Annotated in this window: 11 protein-coding genes and 1 rRNA gene; 7 read left to right on the plus strand and 5 right to left on the minus strand. The window is 58.6% G+C overall.

The window, feature by feature from the left end:
- Positions 1-31: 31 nt before the first annotated feature.
- Positions 32-190, minus strand: a complete 159-nt coding sequence (locus AC07VO_RS13110; protein ID WP_167331207.1) for a hypothetical protein — start codon at positions 188-190, stop codon at positions 32-34.
- On the opposite strand from AC07VO_RS13110, the gene AC07VO_RS13115 reads away from it, so the two are divergent.
- The 3 genes from AC07VO_RS13115 to AC07VO_RS13125 all read left to right on the plus strand — a co-directional run bounded on the left by AC07VO_RS13115 (position 171) and on the right by AC07VO_RS13125 (position 2,408).
- Complete coding sequence (locus AC07VO_RS13115) at positions 171-1,259, plus strand: asparaginase (RefSeq protein ID WP_018930289.1); 1,089 nt, start codon at positions 171-173, stop codon at positions 1,257-1,259. The genes AC07VO_RS13110 and AC07VO_RS13115 overlap by 20 nt on opposite strands.
- Before the next feature lie 164 nt (positions 1,260-1,423).
- Positions 1,424-1,714: a DUF1654 domain-containing protein gene (locus tag AC07VO_RS13120; RefSeq protein WP_064616810.1), complete on the plus strand. Its 291-nt coding sequence runs from the start codon at positions 1,424-1,426 to the stop codon at positions 1,712-1,714.
- Positions 1,715-1,718: 4 nt separating this feature from the next.
- Entirely contained in the window at positions 1,719-2,408 is a 690-nt protein-coding gene (locus AC07VO_RS13125; protein ID WP_138867070.1) for an endonuclease, read from the plus strand.
- A gap of 92 nt (positions 2,409-2,500) precedes the next feature.
- On the opposite strand, the gene AC07VO_RS13130 is transcribed toward AC07VO_RS13125, so the two are convergent.
- On the minus strand, positions 2,501-3,964 hold the full coding sequence (locus tag AC07VO_RS13130) for a glyceraldehyde-3-phosphate dehydrogenase (RefSeq protein WP_026286742.1): 1,464 nt from the start codon (positions 3,962-3,964) through the stop codon (positions 2,501-2,503).
- Positions 3,965-4,318: 354 nt separating this feature from the next.
- Here AC07VO_RS13130 and mfd point away from each other — a divergent pair, with 354 nt between their 5' ends.
- From mfd to AC07VO_RS13145, 3 genes are read left to right on the plus strand one after another with little or no spacing between them, the layout of a single operon-like run.
- Positions 4,319-7,768 (plus strand): transcription-repair coupling factor, encoded by a 3,450-nt coding sequence (gene mfd / locus AC07VO_RS13135; protein WP_018930293.1) that lies wholly within the window; start codon positions 4,319-4,321, stop codon positions 7,766-7,768.
- A 10-nt stretch (positions 7,769-7,778) separates the two neighbouring features.
- Positions 7,779-8,357, plus strand: coding sequence for a CsiV family protein (locus AC07VO_RS13140; protein ID WP_018930294.1), 579 nt, complete (start codon positions 7,779-7,781; stop codon positions 8,355-8,357).
- Between the two features lie 11 nt (positions 8,358-8,368).
- Complete coding sequence (locus AC07VO_RS13145; protein WP_111455366.1) at positions 8,369-11,062, plus strand: DEAD/DEAH box helicase; 2,694 nt, start codon at positions 8,369-8,371, stop codon at positions 11,060-11,062.
- 229 nt (positions 11,063-11,291) lie between these two features.
- On the opposite strand, the gene AC07VO_RS13150 is transcribed toward AC07VO_RS13145, so the two are convergent.
- Positions 11,292-12,047, minus strand: coding sequence for a class II aldolase/adducin family protein (locus AC07VO_RS13150; RefSeq protein ID WP_064616808.1), 756 nt, complete (start codon positions 12,045-12,047; stop codon positions 11,292-11,294).
- Positions 12,048-12,169: 122 nt separating this feature from the next.
- Here AC07VO_RS13150 and AC07VO_RS13155 point away from each other — a divergent pair, with 122 nt between their 5' ends.
- A complete protein-coding gene (locus AC07VO_RS13155) occupies positions 12,170-13,129 on the plus strand; it encodes a LysR family transcriptional regulator (protein WP_064616807.1) in 960 nt (319 codons plus the stop codon).
- An 11-nt stretch (positions 13,130-13,140) separates the two neighbouring features.
- Here AC07VO_RS13155 and mrdA read toward each other — a convergent pair whose 3' ends face one another.
- Together mrdA and rrf are read right to left on the minus strand one after the other, a co-directional pair.
- Positions 13,141-15,033: a penicillin-binding protein 2 gene (gene mrdA / locus AC07VO_RS13160; RefSeq protein ID WP_064616806.1), complete on the minus strand. Its 1,893-nt coding sequence runs from the start codon at positions 15,031-15,033 to the stop codon at positions 13,141-13,143.
- Positions 15,034-15,274: 241 nt separating this feature from the next.
- Positions 15,275-15,390 (minus strand): 5S ribosomal RNA (gene rrf, locus AC07VO_RS13165).
- Positions 15,391-15,603 lie beyond the last annotated feature (213 nt).

Raw genomic sequence — 15,603 nt, forward strand, 5'->3', positions numbered from 1 at the left:
CCAGCCACGGCAACAATATTGATAAAAATCATCAGGTTAAAAGATCACCTTCTCCAGCGTCCGACTGGTACAGATCCTGCTCTTCTTCTACACCCCCGGCGTTCAGATCTGCTTGGGGCGCTTCTAGATGAACTTGCATCTGCACCGCCTCACTACTAGAGAAAACAATAATGAAATCTGCCTTCAACACTTTTATTCCGGGCGCCTTGGCCCTGCTTATGCTTCTGCCTACAGCCCTTCAGGCAAAAGAAATCGAAACCCAACAGAAACTGGCGAACGTGGTGATCCTGGCCACCGGCGGCACCATTGCCGGCGCTGGCGCCAGCGCCGCCAACAGCGCCACCTACCAAGCGGCGAAAGTCGGCATCGAACAATTGATCGCAGGAGTTCCGGAACTGAGCCAATTGGCCAACGTTCGCGGCGAACAAGTCATGCAGATCGCATCCGAAAGCATCACCAACGACAACCTGCTGCAACTGGGACGTCGCGTGGCTGAACTGGCCGACAGCAAAGACGTCGATGGCATTGTCATCACCCACGGCACCGACACCCTGGAAGAAACTGCTTACTTCCTGAACCTGGTGGAGAAAACCGACAAGCCGATTATCGTCGTCGGCTCCATGCGCCCTGGCACCGCCATGTCGGCCGACGGCATGCTGAACCTGTACAACGCCGTCGCCGTGGCCAGCAGCAAAGACGCGCGCGGCAAAGGCGTGTTGGTGACCATGAACGATGAAATCCAGTCGGGTCGCGATGTCAGCAAAATGATCAACATCAAGACCGAGGCGTTCAAAAGTGCCTGGGGGCCGTTGGGCATGGTGGTCGAAGGCAAATCCTACTGGTTCCGCCTGCCGGCAAAGCGTCACACCATGGACTCGGAATTCGACATCAAAACCATCAAGAGTCTGCCTGACGTCGAAATTGCCTACTCCTATGGCAACGTCAGCGACACCGCCTACAAAGCCCTTGCGCAGTCGGGCGCCAAAGCCATCATCCACGCCGGCACCGGCAATGGCTCGGTATCGTCCCGCGTGGTTCCCGCCCTGCAGGCCTTGCGCAAAGACGGCGTACAAATCATTCGCTCTTCTCACGTCAATGCCGGCGGCTTCGTCCTGCGTAACGCTGAACAGCCTGACGACAAGTACGACTGGGTTGTTGCTCACGACCTGAACCCGCAAAAAGCCCGCATCCTGGCCATGGTCGCACTGACCAAGACCAACGACAGCAAAGAGCTGCAACGGATGTTCTGGGAGTACTGATTCGCCCGCGCCCGACCCGTTCGCGGTCGGGCACCGCTGTCACCACTCGCCAGTCCTGGCGAGTGGTTCACGACCTCTTTCCGATAAAAAATCTCCCTTCGCCCTACACCAAACGGAAAAAACCACTGTCAGAGGATTTTCTTGAATTTTAAGCAGTTGCGAAAATGCCTACAGTTAAATACTGTATGCACGTACAGCTTAATAAGGATAACTCCGTGGCCACTACCTCCGCCTCTCCTGACGCTTACGAACGCCTGGGTATGCGCATTCAGAAAATCATCAATTCCCCCACCGCCCAGAAAGCCAAAGCTGCACTGATCTTCCGTCTTCCGGACGAACCCGTGGATGAGTGGGAGCGTTTGCTCGAAGAAATCGACGAGAACGACAACGTCACCCTCGCCCATCGCGACGATGGCGGCGTGCAGATTTTCTGGGTTGTGCCGAAGGAAGATTGAGTCAATGAGCGTCCGCTGGTTTGCTTTGCTGTTTCTGCTCATCACCCTTGGTGCCCAGGCTGGCGCCCCACGCACCTTCAACGAAGCCAAGAAAGTCGCCTGGAAGTTGTACGCTCCGCAATCCACCGAGTTTTATTGCGGCTGCAAATACACCGGCAACCGCGTGAACCTCGCCGCCTGTGGTTATGTGCCACGCAAAAACGCCAAGCGCGCCTCGCGCATCGAGTGGGAACACATTGTTCCTGCCTGGCAGATCGGCCATCAGCGTCAGTGCTGGCAACAAGGAGGTCGCAAGAACTGCACGCGCTACGACCCGACCTATCAAAAAGCTGAGGCCGACCTGCACAATCTGGTACCCAGCATCGGCGAGGTGAATGGCGATCGGAGCAATTTCAGTTTCGGCTGGCTACCCGTGCAATCGGGTCAATATGGCTCGTGCCTGACTCAGATCGACTTCAAGGCGAAGAAGGTCATGCCCCGCCCTTCCATTCGCGGCATGATCGCCCGAACCTATTTCTACATGAGCAAGCAGTACGGCTTACGCCTGTCGAAACAGGATCGGCAATTGTACGAAGCCTGGAACAAGACCTACCCGGTTCAGGCATGGGAACGTCAGCGCAACCAGAGCGTGGCGTGCGTGATGGGCCGCGGCAACGAGTTTGTCGGCCCCGTAGACATGAAGGCTTGCGGCTAACCGGCTGCCAGCACTTTCTCCCGGCAGATTGCGCCCCGCACAAAAAAAAACGCCCCGACCGAAGTCGGGGCGTTTTCATGTGCGGCTAAGGCTTAGCGCGGGAATGCTGGCGGGTTTACACCGGCCATGTCTTCCATCACGCGAACTACCTGGCAGCTGTAACCGAATTCGTTGTCGTACCAGACGTACAGAACAACGCGGTTGTCGTTGCAGATGGTCGCTTCAGCGTCCACTACGCCTGCGTGGCGCGAGCCCACGAAGTCGGTGGAAACCACTTCCTGCGAGTTGACGAAGTCGATTTGCTTATGCAGATCGGAGTGCAGCGCCATGTAGCGCAGGTACTCGTTCATCTCTTCACGGGTGGTGGCTTTCTCAAGGTTCAGGTTGAGAATGGCCATCGACACGTTTGGCGTCGGAACGCGAATCGCGTTACCGGTCAGCTTGCCGGCCAGTTCAGGCAGCGCCTTGGCGGCAGCAGTGGCAGCACCGGTCTCGGTGATCACCATGTTCAACGCGGCACTACGGCCACGACGATTGCCTTTGTGGAAGTTGTCGATCAGGTTCTGGTCGTTGGTGTACGAGTGAACCGTTTCAACGTGACCGTTGACGATGCCGAACTTGTCGTTGACAGCTTTCAGCACCGGCACGATGGCGTTGGTGGTGCAGGAAGCGGCAGAAACGATCTTGTCGTCAGCGGTGATTTCACCGTGGTTGATACCGTGAACGATGTTCTTCAGCTTGCCTTTGCCAGGCGCGGTCAGAACAACGCGGTCGATACCCGGGCAGGCCAGGTGCTGGCCCAGGCCGTCGGCGTCACGCCATACACCGGTGTTGTCCACCAGCAGCGCGTTTTTGATGCCGTACTGGGTGTAGTCCACTTCAGTCGGGTTCTTCGCGTAGATAACCTGGATCAGGTTGCCGTTGGCGGTGATGGTGTTGTTGGCCTCATCAATGGTGATGGTGCCGTTGAACGAGCCGTGCACCGAGTCGCGACGCAGCAGGCTGGCACGCTTGACCAGATCGTTCTCGGCGCCCTTGCGGACAACGATGGCGCGCAGACGCAGGCCGTCGCCACCACCGGTTTTCTCGATCAGGATGCGCGCCAGCAGACGACCGATACGACCGAAGCCGTACAGGACAACGTCGGTTCCGGTACGGCCGGAACCATTCTGCTTGCCGACCACATCAGCCAGTTCGTCACGGACGAACGCTTCGGCGGTACGGCCATTGCCTTCGGCCTTGAACTTGACGGCCAACTTGCCCAGATCTACCGAAGCAGCGCCGAGCTTGAGCTCGCTCATTGCCTTGAGCAGCGGGAATGTTTCGTGGACGGACAATTCGCTGTCATCGGACTGGCGATGGCGAGCAAAGCGGTGAGCTTTGAGAATCGCGATGACAGACTGGTTGATCAGACTGCGGCCATAGATCGAGCTCACCACGTTGTTATTGCGGTAGAGCTGACCGATAAGCGGAATCATCGCTTCTGCGAGTGCTTCACGGTCGATCCATTCACCAAGACACTGGTCGGGCTTCTGAGTCACGGGAACCTTCCACATGTAGGGGCAGAAAAAAGGGGCTACATTATGCCGCCGAGTGCCTCCCGTAGCAATGCGCGCCTGTCGCACGAGCGGTAACAAAATTCCGTTCAAAAAAATCACGCCCCGCGCCAGCCCAGTAAATACGGGGCTTTCAGCACAGTCAATTTTTCGACGATAACGCCACAGTGTCCGTAACCATCCGTAACACCGAGCGGTTTTGGCACTACATTTCCAGTATTAAATCGCCAGTTTTTGTCATTACCACTACATTTTGCTCACCCTGTGTATATAGACACAGTCTGCAACTGACAGCCGGCACCCGAGACCGTTACAATTACCGACTTTGTCGCAACGCTTGGAGCTCAACCTTCCGTGCCCGTTCTGCGTCTACCGCTTCTCCCTGCCGCGGCAGGTAAACAGCACTGGGGCAACCTGCCCGGTGCCGCCCTGAGCCTGGCCATCGCCGAGGCCGCCAGCGCTGCCAAGCGCTTTACCTTGCTACTGACCGCCGACAGCCAGAGTGCCGAACGGCTGGAACAGGAGCTGAGTTTCTTCGCCCCGGATTTGCCTGTTCTGCACTTCCCCGACTGGGAAACCCTGCCCTACGACCTGTTCTCGCCACACCAGGACATCATCTCGCAACGCATCGCCAGCCTGTATCGGTTGCCGGAGCTGGCGCATGGCGTTCTGGTGGTGCCGATCACCACTGCCCTGCACCGTCTGGCGCCGACCAAATTCCTGCTCGGCAGCAGCCTGGTGCTGGATGTCGGCCAGAAACTCGATGTCGAGCAGATGCGCACCCGGCTTGAAGCCACCGGATATCGATACGTCGATACCGTGTACGAGCATGGCGAATTTACTGTGCGTGGCTCGCTGATCGACCTGTTCCCGATGGGCAGCAAGTTGCCTTATCGCATTGACCTGTTCGACGACGAAATCGAGACCCTGCGCACTTTCGACCCGGAAAACCAGCGTTCCATCGACAAGGTCGACTCGGTCAAACTGTTACCGGCCAAGGAATTCCCGCTGCAGAAAGAAGCCGTGACCCGCTTCAAGGCGCGGTTTCGCGAGCGCTTCGATGTCGACTTCCGTCGCTGCCCGATTTTCCAGGATTTGAGCAGCGGGATTACGCCGGCGGGCATCGAGTACTACCTGCCGCTGTTCTTCGAGGAAACCTCCACCCTGTTCGATTACCTGCCCCAGGACACGCAAGTGTTTTCCCTGCCGGGCATCGAACAGGCCGCGGAGAATTTCTGGAATGACGTGCGTAACCGCTATGAAGAACGCCGCGTCGATCCGTCCCGTCCTTTATTGCCACCGGCCGAGTTGTTCCTGCCGGTGGAAGACTGCTTTGCGCGCCTGAAGAGCTGGCCCCGTGTGGTGGCCAGTCAACAAGACGTCGAAACCGGTGTCGGCCGCGAACGCTTCCCGGCTCAGCCGCTGCCGAACCTGGCCATCGAAGCCAAGGCCACTCAGCCGTTGGCGGCGCTGGCCAGTTTCCTCGACGAATTCCCCGGCCGCGTGCTGTTTACCGCCGAGTCCGCGGGCCGTCGTGAAGTGCTGCTGGAATTGCTCGAACGCTTGAAGCTGCGACCGAAAACCGTCGACAGCTGGCCGGACTTTGTCGCCAGCAAAGAGCGCTTGGCGATCACCATTGCACCACTCGACGAAGGCCTGTTGCTGGACGACCCAGCGCTGGCCCTGGTTGCCGAAAGCCCATTGTTCGGTCAGCGCGTAATGCAGCGCCGTCGCCGCGAGAAACGCGCCGACGCGAACAACGATGCGGTGATCAAAAACCTCACCGAGCTGCGCGAAGGTGCGCCGGTGGTGCACATCGATCATGGTGTCGGCCGCTATCTGGGGCTGACGATCCTGGAAATCGACAACCAGGCCGCTGAGTTCCTGACCCTCGAATACGCCGAAGGCGCCAAGCTGTACGTGCCGGTAGCCAACCTGCACCTGATCGCCCGCTACACCGGCAGCGACGATGCCTTGGCCCCGCTGCACCGCCTCGGCTCCGAGACCTGGCAGAAAGCCAAGCGCAAAGCCGCCGAACAAGTGCGCGACGTGGCCGCCGAGTTGCTCGACATCTATGCCCGCCGCGCCGCTCGCGAGGGTTATGCCTTCGCCGACCCGAAAGCCGATTACGCGACCTTCAGCGCCGGTTTCCCGTTCGAAGAAACCCCGGACCAGCAAACCACCATCGAAGCGGTGCGCGAAGACATGCTCGCGCCGAAACCGATGGATCGGCTGGTCTGCGGCGACGTCGGTTTCGGCAAGACCGAAGTGGCCATGCGCGCGGCGTTCATCGCAGTGCATGGCGGTCGTCAGGTGGCAATTCTGGTGCCGACCACCCTGCTCGCCCAGCAACACTACAACAGCTTCCGCGACCGCTTTGCCGACTGGCCGGTGACGGTGGAAGTGATGAGCCGTTTCAAGTCGGCCAAGGAAGTGAACGCCGCAGTTGCGGACCTGGCCGAAGGCAAGATCGACATCGTTATCGGCACACACAAGCTGCTGCAAGATGACGTAAAAATCAAAAACCTGGGGCTGGTGATCATCGACGAAGAGCACCGTTTCGGTGTCCGTCAGAAAGAACAGCTCAAGGCACTGCGCAGTGAAGTCGACATCCTGACACTGACCGCAACGCCGATTCCGCGGACGCTGAACATGGCGGTGTCGGGCATGCGCGACCTGTCGATCATCGCCACACCGCCGGCCCGTCGCTTGTCGGTGCGTACCTTCGTCATGGAGCAGAACAAGAGCACGGTCAAAGAGGCCCTGCTGCGTGAGTTGCTACGTGGCGGCCAGGTCTACTACCTGCACAACGATGTGAAGACCATCGAGAAATGCGCCGCCGACCTCGCCGAACTGGTGCCGGAAGCGCGGATCGGCATCGGCCACGGGCAGATGCGCGAACGTGAACTCGAACAGGTGATGAGCGACTTCTATCACAAGCGCTTCAACGTGCTGATCGCCTCGACCATCATCGAGACCGGCATCGACGTGCCGAGCGCAAATACCATCATCATCGAGCGCGCCGACAAGTTCGGACTGGCCCAGTTGCACCAGTTGCGTGGCCGGGTCGGTCGCAGTCACCACCAGGCGTATGCTTACCTGCTGACACCCCCACGCCAGCAAATCACTCCCGATGCGGAAAAACGTCTGGAAGCGATCGCCAATACCCAGGACCTCGGCGCGGGCTTCGTGCTCGCCACCAACGACCTGGAAATCCGTGGTGCCGGCGAACTGCTGGGCGACGGCCAGAGCGGGCAGATCCAGGCCGTGGGTTTCACGCTGTACATGGAAATGCTCGAGCGTGCGGTGAAGTCGATCCGCAAGGGCGAACAGCCGAACCTCGATCAACCGCTAGGCGGCGGTCCGGAAGTCAATCTGCGTGTACCGGCGTTGATTCCTGAAGACTACCTGCCGGACGTTCATGCTCGACTGATTCTCTACAAACGCATTGCCTCGGCCACCGATGAGGAAGGCCTCAAGGACCTGCAAGTGGAGATGATCGACCGCTTCGGCCTGTTGCCGGAACCGACCAAGAACCTGGTGCGGATCACGGCGCTGAAATTGCAAGCCGAACAGCTGGGCATCAAGAAAGTCGACGGCGGCCCGCAAGGCGGTCGGATCGAGTTCGCGGCACAGACCCCGGTCGACCCGCTGACACTGATCAAACTGATCCAGAGCCAGCCCAAACGCTACAAATTCGAAGGCGCCACGATGTTCAAGTTCCTCGTGCCGATGGAGCGCCCCGAAGAACGCTTTAATACTGTAGAGGCGCTATTCGAGCGCCTCATTCCGACCACTGCTTGAAGGACGCCGCATGCGCCTGTTTCGCTCACTGACCTTGCTGATGACGCTGTTGATGTCGCTGCTCGCCTCGACCGCGTTTGCCGCTGATCTGTATCAGGTTGAAATGATTCTGGTACGGCAAAACGCCGTGCCTGCCATCGTCAGCCGCGCCGCGCCAGAAGACTGGGCTGCCGGTGCCCAACGCATCAGCCCCGACAGCTTTCGCACGCCAAGCCTGAATGCCGAAGTGGAAAAACTCACCGCCAGCAACGAGTACACGGTGTTGCTGCACAAGGCCTGGCAACAGAACCTGGGTGAAGAAGCCAGCAAAATCGCGATCAGCGAAGGCAAGGAACAGTTCGGCCAATTCCCGATCGAGGGCACGTTGAACCTGAAACTGGGGCGTTTCACTGACGTCGACGCCGACTTCTGGGTCAATCAGATTGACGCCAACGGCATGGTCACCGCCAGCGAACGCCTGAAGCAGGAAAGCCACACCAAGAACGGCCTGCTGAACTTCCTCGACAATGGTCACCTGGGCCTGTTGATCAAAATCACCTCGCTGACCGCCCCTGCACCTCGGCCAGTCCCCGATGAAATTCCGGACTGATTGAAGCCCTTATGTCCTCCGCGACCCTGAGCAAACCCCTGGCAACATCCTGGGTCAGCCGATTCAAGGAACAGAGCCTGGAACGTGGCCGTCGCTACGCACTGGAGAACCGCGTCAGGATCGTCGAAGTCGGCGATGCCACCATCACCGCCAGTTGCGAAGGCTCTGGCGGTAACGTTTACCGTCAGACCATTCGCCTGCGCGAGTCGGCCAAAGGCACCTTGCTGATGATCGACGCCACGTGCACCTGCCCGGTTCACAGCAACTGCAAACATTGCGCAGCGGTGTTGCTGCAAGTGCAGGAAACCCTCGCGTATCCGGCAGCCGCGAAAGACGCCGAACTGCTGGAAAAACTTCAGGCCGTATTGGAAAACCGTAGCCCGAAAGCGCCGCCGCAAGTGCTGGTGGACAACGTGCAACCGGTGCCGCGCCTGTGGCTGGCGAGCATCGAGTTCAGCGCCTTCGAACCGCGCAACGGAAAAATGCAGCGTTACATTCAGCATCGCGCGGCGCTGTCCTTCAGCTATCTGGACGAATACGTCAGCGGACAGAAAAACGCTGACATCCTGATTCGTCAGGAGACACAGACGCTGCGGATAAAACGTCACCCGGAAGTCGAACAGACCTACAGGGAGCAGCTGCGGATCCTCGGTTTCAAAGTCGCCACCCGACAAAGCAAGGCCTTGCCGGAAAGTGCCGGCGAACTCTACGAGATGGTCAATGACAGCGCCTGGCTGACCTTCACCCTCAATGAGCTGCCGAAGTTGCGCACCCAAGGCTGGGAGTTGCAGATCGACGAGGATTTCGGCTTCGACCTGACTGCCGTGGACGATTGGTACGCCACCGTTGAGCAGGCGCCGGAACGCGACTGGTTCGACCTGGAACTGGGGATCATCGTCAACGGCGAACGCCTGAGCCTGCTGCCGATCCTGTTGAACCTGATGCGCTCCCACACCGAAATCCTCAACCCGGAACGGCTCGCCCGACGTCGTGACGACGAACTGATCCTGGTGAACATCCCACAACGTCGCAGCACCGACCAGGGCCCGTTGCAGGTCGCCCTGCCCTTCGGCCGCCTGAAACCAGTGCTGGCCACCCTTGGCGAGTTTTACCTGCAAGAGCCCGGCGAAACCACGCTGCGCCTGAGCAAGGCCGACGCCACGCGACTGAACCCGCTGGAAGGCCTGCCGCTGCTCTGGGAAGGTGGCGAGCAGATCCGCACCTTTGCCCAGCGCCTGCGCGACATCAAGGACCACACCGCCGCAGCGCCCGAAGGCTTGAATGCCACCTTGCGTCCGTATCAGCTGGAAGGCCTGAGCTGGATGCAGTCGTTGCGACAACTGGAAGTCGGCGGGATTCTCGCGGACGACATGGGCCTGGGCAAAACCCTACAGACCCTGGCACACATTCTCAGCGAGAAGAATGCCGGGCGCCTCGATCGGCCGTGCATGGTGGTCATGCCCACCAGCCTGATTCCGAACTGGCTCGACGAAGCGGCGCATTTCACGCCCCAGCTCAAAGTGCTGGCGCTGTACGGCGTCAGTCGCAAAAAGCATTTCGATAACCTGGCCGATTACGACCTGATCCTGACCACCTATGCACTGCTGCCCAAGGACGTCGAACGTCTGGCCGCGCAGCCATTGCACGTACTGGTGCTGGATGAAGCGCAGTACATCAAGAACCCCAACAGCAAGGCCGCCCATGCGGCCCGTGAGCTGAATGCTCGCCAGCGTTTGTGCCTGAGTGGCACGCCGCTAGAAAACCACTTGGGCGAGCTGTGGTCGCTGTTCCACTTCCTGCTGCCGGGTTGGCTCGGTGATGTGAAAAGCTTCAACCGCGATTACCGCGTACCGATAGAAAAGCGTGCCAGTGAAGTACGACTTCAACACCTGAACGGTCGGATCAAACCGTTCCTGCTGCGCCGGACCAAGGAACAAGTGGCCACCGAACTGCCGCCGAAAACCGAAATCGTCCATTGGGTCGAGCTCAACGAAGCCCAGCGCGATGTGTACGAAACCATGCGCCTGGCCATGGACAAAAAAGTCCGCGACGAGATCACCCGCAAAGGCGTGGCACGCAGCCAGATCATCATTCTTGAGGCACTGCTGAAGCTGCGTCAGGTGTGCTGTGATTTGCGCCTGGTCAACGATGCTGCCCTGCCCGCTCGCGGCAGCACCTCCGGCAAACTCGATAGCCTGATGGAAATGCTTGAAGAGCTGTTCGAGGAAGGTCGGCGGATTCTACTGTTCTCGCAGTTCACCTCAATGTTGTCGCTGATCGAGGACGAGCTGAACAAACGCGGCGTGGCGTACGCGATCCTGACCGGCCAGACCCGTGACCGACGCACGCCAGTCAAGGAATTCCAGAGCGGCAAGCGTCAGATCTTTCTGATCAGTTTGAAGGCTGGCGGTGTGGGCCTGAACCTGACCGAAGCCGATACGGTGATTCACTACGACCCTTGGTGGAACCCGGCGACGGAAAATCAGGCGACGGATCGTGCGTATCGCATTGGTCAGGAGAAGCCGGTGTTCGTCTACAAGATGATTGCCAGGGGCACGGTAGAAGAGAAGATTCAGCATCTGCAGAAGGAAAAATCCGATCTGGCCGCAGGCGTGCTGGATGGACGCAAGACCGGGGACTGGAAGTTGCAGAGCGATGATATCGAGGCGTTGTTTGCGCCGTTGCCGGAAAAAATCGATAAGTAGCAAGGATAGTCAGATCGCGATTACGAGCAGGCTTGCCCCCACAGGGTGAGCATCAATCCTGCGGGAACCTGCTCGCGAAAGGGGTCTTCTGAAATCGGACATGTCCTCCTGTAGGAGCGAGCGATGCGGCGACCCGACTTGCCCGCGAAGGCGGTGTGTCAGTCAACGTCGATGTTGAATGCGCTGACGCCTTCGCGGGACAGCAAAACAATGCTGTTGATGACAGAGTTTACGATAAGTAGGACTCGCGCTGGGATTCGATGAGGGTCAGAGCAGCCTCCCAGGCCAGGTCGATGATGTTGTCCTGTTCATCGCGGTCAAACTGTTCGGCGGTGTGCGCACAGACTTCCGGAGACGGGTAATGCAGCGCCGAACCACCGGCCAGCGCTTGAACCTGTGCCTGACAGGCACGCTCCAGGAAGTGAATTTCCTGAAATGCCTGGGCCACGCCGGAGCCACCGACCAGCAGGCCGTGATTACGCAGGATCATCGCCCGATGCGGCCCCAGATCGGCAATCAGACGCTCGCGCTCATCCAGCGACAGGGCAATGCCTTCATAGGTGTGATACGCCAACTTGCCGTAAAACTTCAACGCGTGCTGACTGATCGGCAACAAGCCGTGCTTCTGCGCGGCGACGGCCATGCCGGCGGCGGTGTGAGTGTGAATCACACAGTTTAGATCCGGGCGAGCCATGTGGATTGCCGAGTGGATCACAAAGCCTGCGGCATTGACCCGATGACCTTTGTAGGCCGGATCGACCACTCGCCCTTCCTGATCGATGCGCACCAGATCCGAGGCGCGCATGCGGTCGAAAATAACCCCGTAGCGGTTGATCAGAAAGTGATGCTCAGGCCCTGGAATACGCAGGGTAATGTGGGTGTCGATCAGGTCGGTCATGCGAAAGTGCGCGACCAGGCGATACAGCGCGGCCAGTTCGCAACGGGCTTGCCATTCAACCGTGCCGATGTGTTCAGGTTTGCTCACGAATGCACCTCTTTAGTCAGCGCACTCTGTGGCGCTTGTGAGCTTTATCGCTTCCATGCCAGGATTAGTCAATTTTCATATTCTTATCTTTACTATTAGCACTGCTACTACATGGAATCTTTATGCCGTCCACTTCGAACCCGTGGGTTGGTCGCCGCTTTCTGAATGACCGTCTCGACTGGAACCTGCTGCGCACTTATCTGGTGATCGGTCAGGAAGGCAGCATGAGTCGGGCCGCCGCGCGGCTGCACATCACCCAGTCGGCGGTCAGCCAGGCTTTGAAGCGTCTGGAAGAACAACTGGAATGTGTGTTGATCGCCCGCAGTGGAAGGCGGTTCGATCTGACGGAAACCGGGGAAGAAGTCCTGCGCATTGCAACGGACATTTACGGCGATATTTCGCGCCTGGGAACGGTGCTGGAGAGTCGGCACGACGACGTGGTCGGCAAGATCCGCATCCTCACCGTCAGCGGCGTGCAAGCACGACACTACGATGAATTCCTCGCCGACTTCCATGAAACCCACCCGAAAGTCGAGCTGGAAGTTGAGGTGATGGGCAGTTCGAACATCATCAGTTCGTTGCTGCAAAAGACCGCGACCATTGGCGTCGGATTATGCCGTTTACCGCAGCCGCGACTGGAACAGAGGGTATTGTTTCGCGAGCGTTATGCGTACTTTTGCGGGCAGCGTCATCGACTTTTCGGACAAGAGAATCTGACCCTTGAACAGCTCGCTGCAGAGAACTTCGTCAGTTTCACCAGCGATCAGCTCGGCGGCAATCTTTCACCCCTGACCCTGTTTCGCGACCAGCAAGGCTTTACCGGCAAGATCGTTGCGTCATCCACCAGTTTCGAAGAGATTTACCGCTTGATCTGCGCAGGGTTTGGTATTGGGTGTTTGCCAACTCATCTGGTGCGCAGGGATGTCGAGCAAGGTTTGCTCTGGCGTTTGCCGCCGGAAGACGGCGTGGTGGATTTCGATATCCAGCTGTTGTGGAATCGCGAGCAGAAGATGAATCAGGCCGAAACCGTGTTCCTGGAAAGCTTCCAGCACATGCTCAGCATTCGGGAGCCTGTGCTGTGAAGCCTTGATCCTTAAACGTGAGGGTCGCCCGGGGCTTTGCTCGGCGCGGCGTATTGCGGCTTCAGGTGGCCGTCCTGATCAAGTAGCCAGGCATCCATGATCTGCCGCACCACAGGGCCGGCGACGCGACCACCGGCCTCGCCGTTTTCGATCATCACCGAGATGACAATCTGCGGATGTTCAGCCGGGGCAAAACCGACGAACAACGCATTGTCGCGGTTACGCTCAAGGGTTTTCGCCCGGTTGTAGCGCTCACCCTGCTTGATCGCCACCACTTGCGCGGTGCCACTTTTGCCGGCGATGCGGTACTGCGCGCCCTGCGCCGCCGCTCGGGCAATCCCGCGCGCGTCGTGCATCACCATCTGCATGCCGTGGTTGACCTGCTCCCAGTCACGCGGATCCTTGAGCAGGATGTTCGGCATCGGATGCTCGTCCACCGGCGCGACGCCATCCACGGTCTTGGCCAGGTGCGGCCGGTTCCATACACCTTTGTTGGCGATCAGCGCGGTGGCCTGTGCCAGCTGCAGAGGAGTGACCTGCATATAGCCCTGGCCAATGCCGAGGATCACTGTCTCGCCGGGGAACCATGCCTGTCGCCGCGTGGCGCGCTTCCAGGCCTGAGACGGCATCAACCCGGGAGACTCTTCGAACATGTCCAGCGAGACCTTCTCGCCCAGGCCGAACATCGCCATGTAGTCGTGCAGACGATCAATGCCCAGCTTGTGGGCCAGATCGTAGAAGTAGGTGTCGTTGGAGCGCATGATCGCCGTGTCCATGTTCACCCAGCCATCACCACTGTGATTCCAGTTACGGTATTTATGATCAAAATCCGGTAACTGGTAATAGCCCGGATCGAAGACTCGGGTCTGCGGGGTTACGACTCCGGCGTCGAGGCCGGCGATCGCCACTTCCGGCTTGATGGTCGAGCCAGGTGCGTAGAGCCCGCGCAGCACGCGATTGAACAGCGGCCGGTCGATGGAGTCGTGCAGTGCCGCGTATTCCTTAAAGCTGATGCCCGTCACAAACAGGTTCGGGTCGAAGCTTGGCTTGCTGACCATGGCCAATACTTCGCCGGTCGACGGATCGAGAGCGACCACCGAGCCACGCCGATCGCCCAATGCCTCCTCGGCGGCTTCCTGAAGCTTGACGTCGAGGCTCAGGACGATGTTTTTGCCGGGGATCGGGTCGGTGTGCTTGAGCACTCGCAGCACGCGGCCCTGGGCATTGGTTTCGACTTCTTCGTACCCCACATGGCCGTGCAATTCTGATTCGTAGAATTTCTCGATACCGGTTTTGCCAATGGATTGGGTGCCACGGTATTCCACCGTGTCCAGGGCTTTGGATTCTTTTTCGTTAATGCGACCGACGTAGCCGATCGAATGCGCAAAGTGCGCGCCCATGGGGTAGTGGCGAACGAACTGCGGCTCTACATCGATTCCGGGCAGACGGAACTCGTTGACCGCGAGTACGGCGATCTGTTCTTCGCTGAGCTCATAGAACAGCGTGACCGGGACGAAGGGGTGCCTGGCCTGCTTCATCGCCTTGTCGAACAGTGTACGGTCCTCGGCCGGCAGGTGCAGGAGGTTGACCACTTCATCCAGCTCGCGTTTGACATCGGAAGCGCGTTCGCGGGTGATGGTCAGGTTAAAGCTGGGTCGGTTGTCTGCCAGGACCACACCATTGCGGTCGTAGATCAGCCCACGAGTTGGAGTGATCGGCAGGACATGGACGCGGTTGTTTTCGGAGATTGTCGAGTGATAGTCGAACTCGACAACCTGCAGGACGTACATGCGCACCACCAGCGCGCAAGTAATGGCGGCGACGAACAAGGCGCAGGCCATCAGTCTTTTGTTGACCAGGAGCGTCTCTTTCTCGTGGTCCTTGATTGGTATCGGTCCGGGCATTTCTGCAGCAACTCTTTGACTATAAACGGGAGTACCGATCCGTAGGCTTGCAGTCAGTCCGTTGAAACGAGCTGCACCATACCAAAAACGGCATGGTTTTTAGCGCGCCCTGCCGAAGTTTCACGAACGATGCGACCATTACCAGGGATGGCCATCCGCTAGCCCTCTGTTGCCAAAGCACTTTCCTGCGGGCAAAACAAAACCCCTACCTGCATACGCAGATAGGGGTTTCGGAATTTAATCTTGACGATGACCTACTCTCACATGGGGAAACCCCACACTACCATCGGCGATGCATCGTTTCACTTCTGAGTTCGGGATGGGATCAGGTGGTTCCAATGCTCTATGGTCGTCAAGAAATTCGGGTACCGAACCGTCTTTCGACGCTTCAGCAAATTGGGTATGCGATAGTTTGTGCGGCTTTTGTGAATGCTTGCGAACTTTCGGTTCATTGCGTCTTCACACACCGCAATCTGGTGTCCTTTCGGATCAGCAAATTGCTTGGGTGTTATATGGTCAAGCCTCACGGGCAATTAGTATTGGTTAGCTCAACGCCTCACAGCGCTTACA

Source organism: Pseudomonas sp. GW821-FHT03E01 (genome assembly GCF_059420765.1).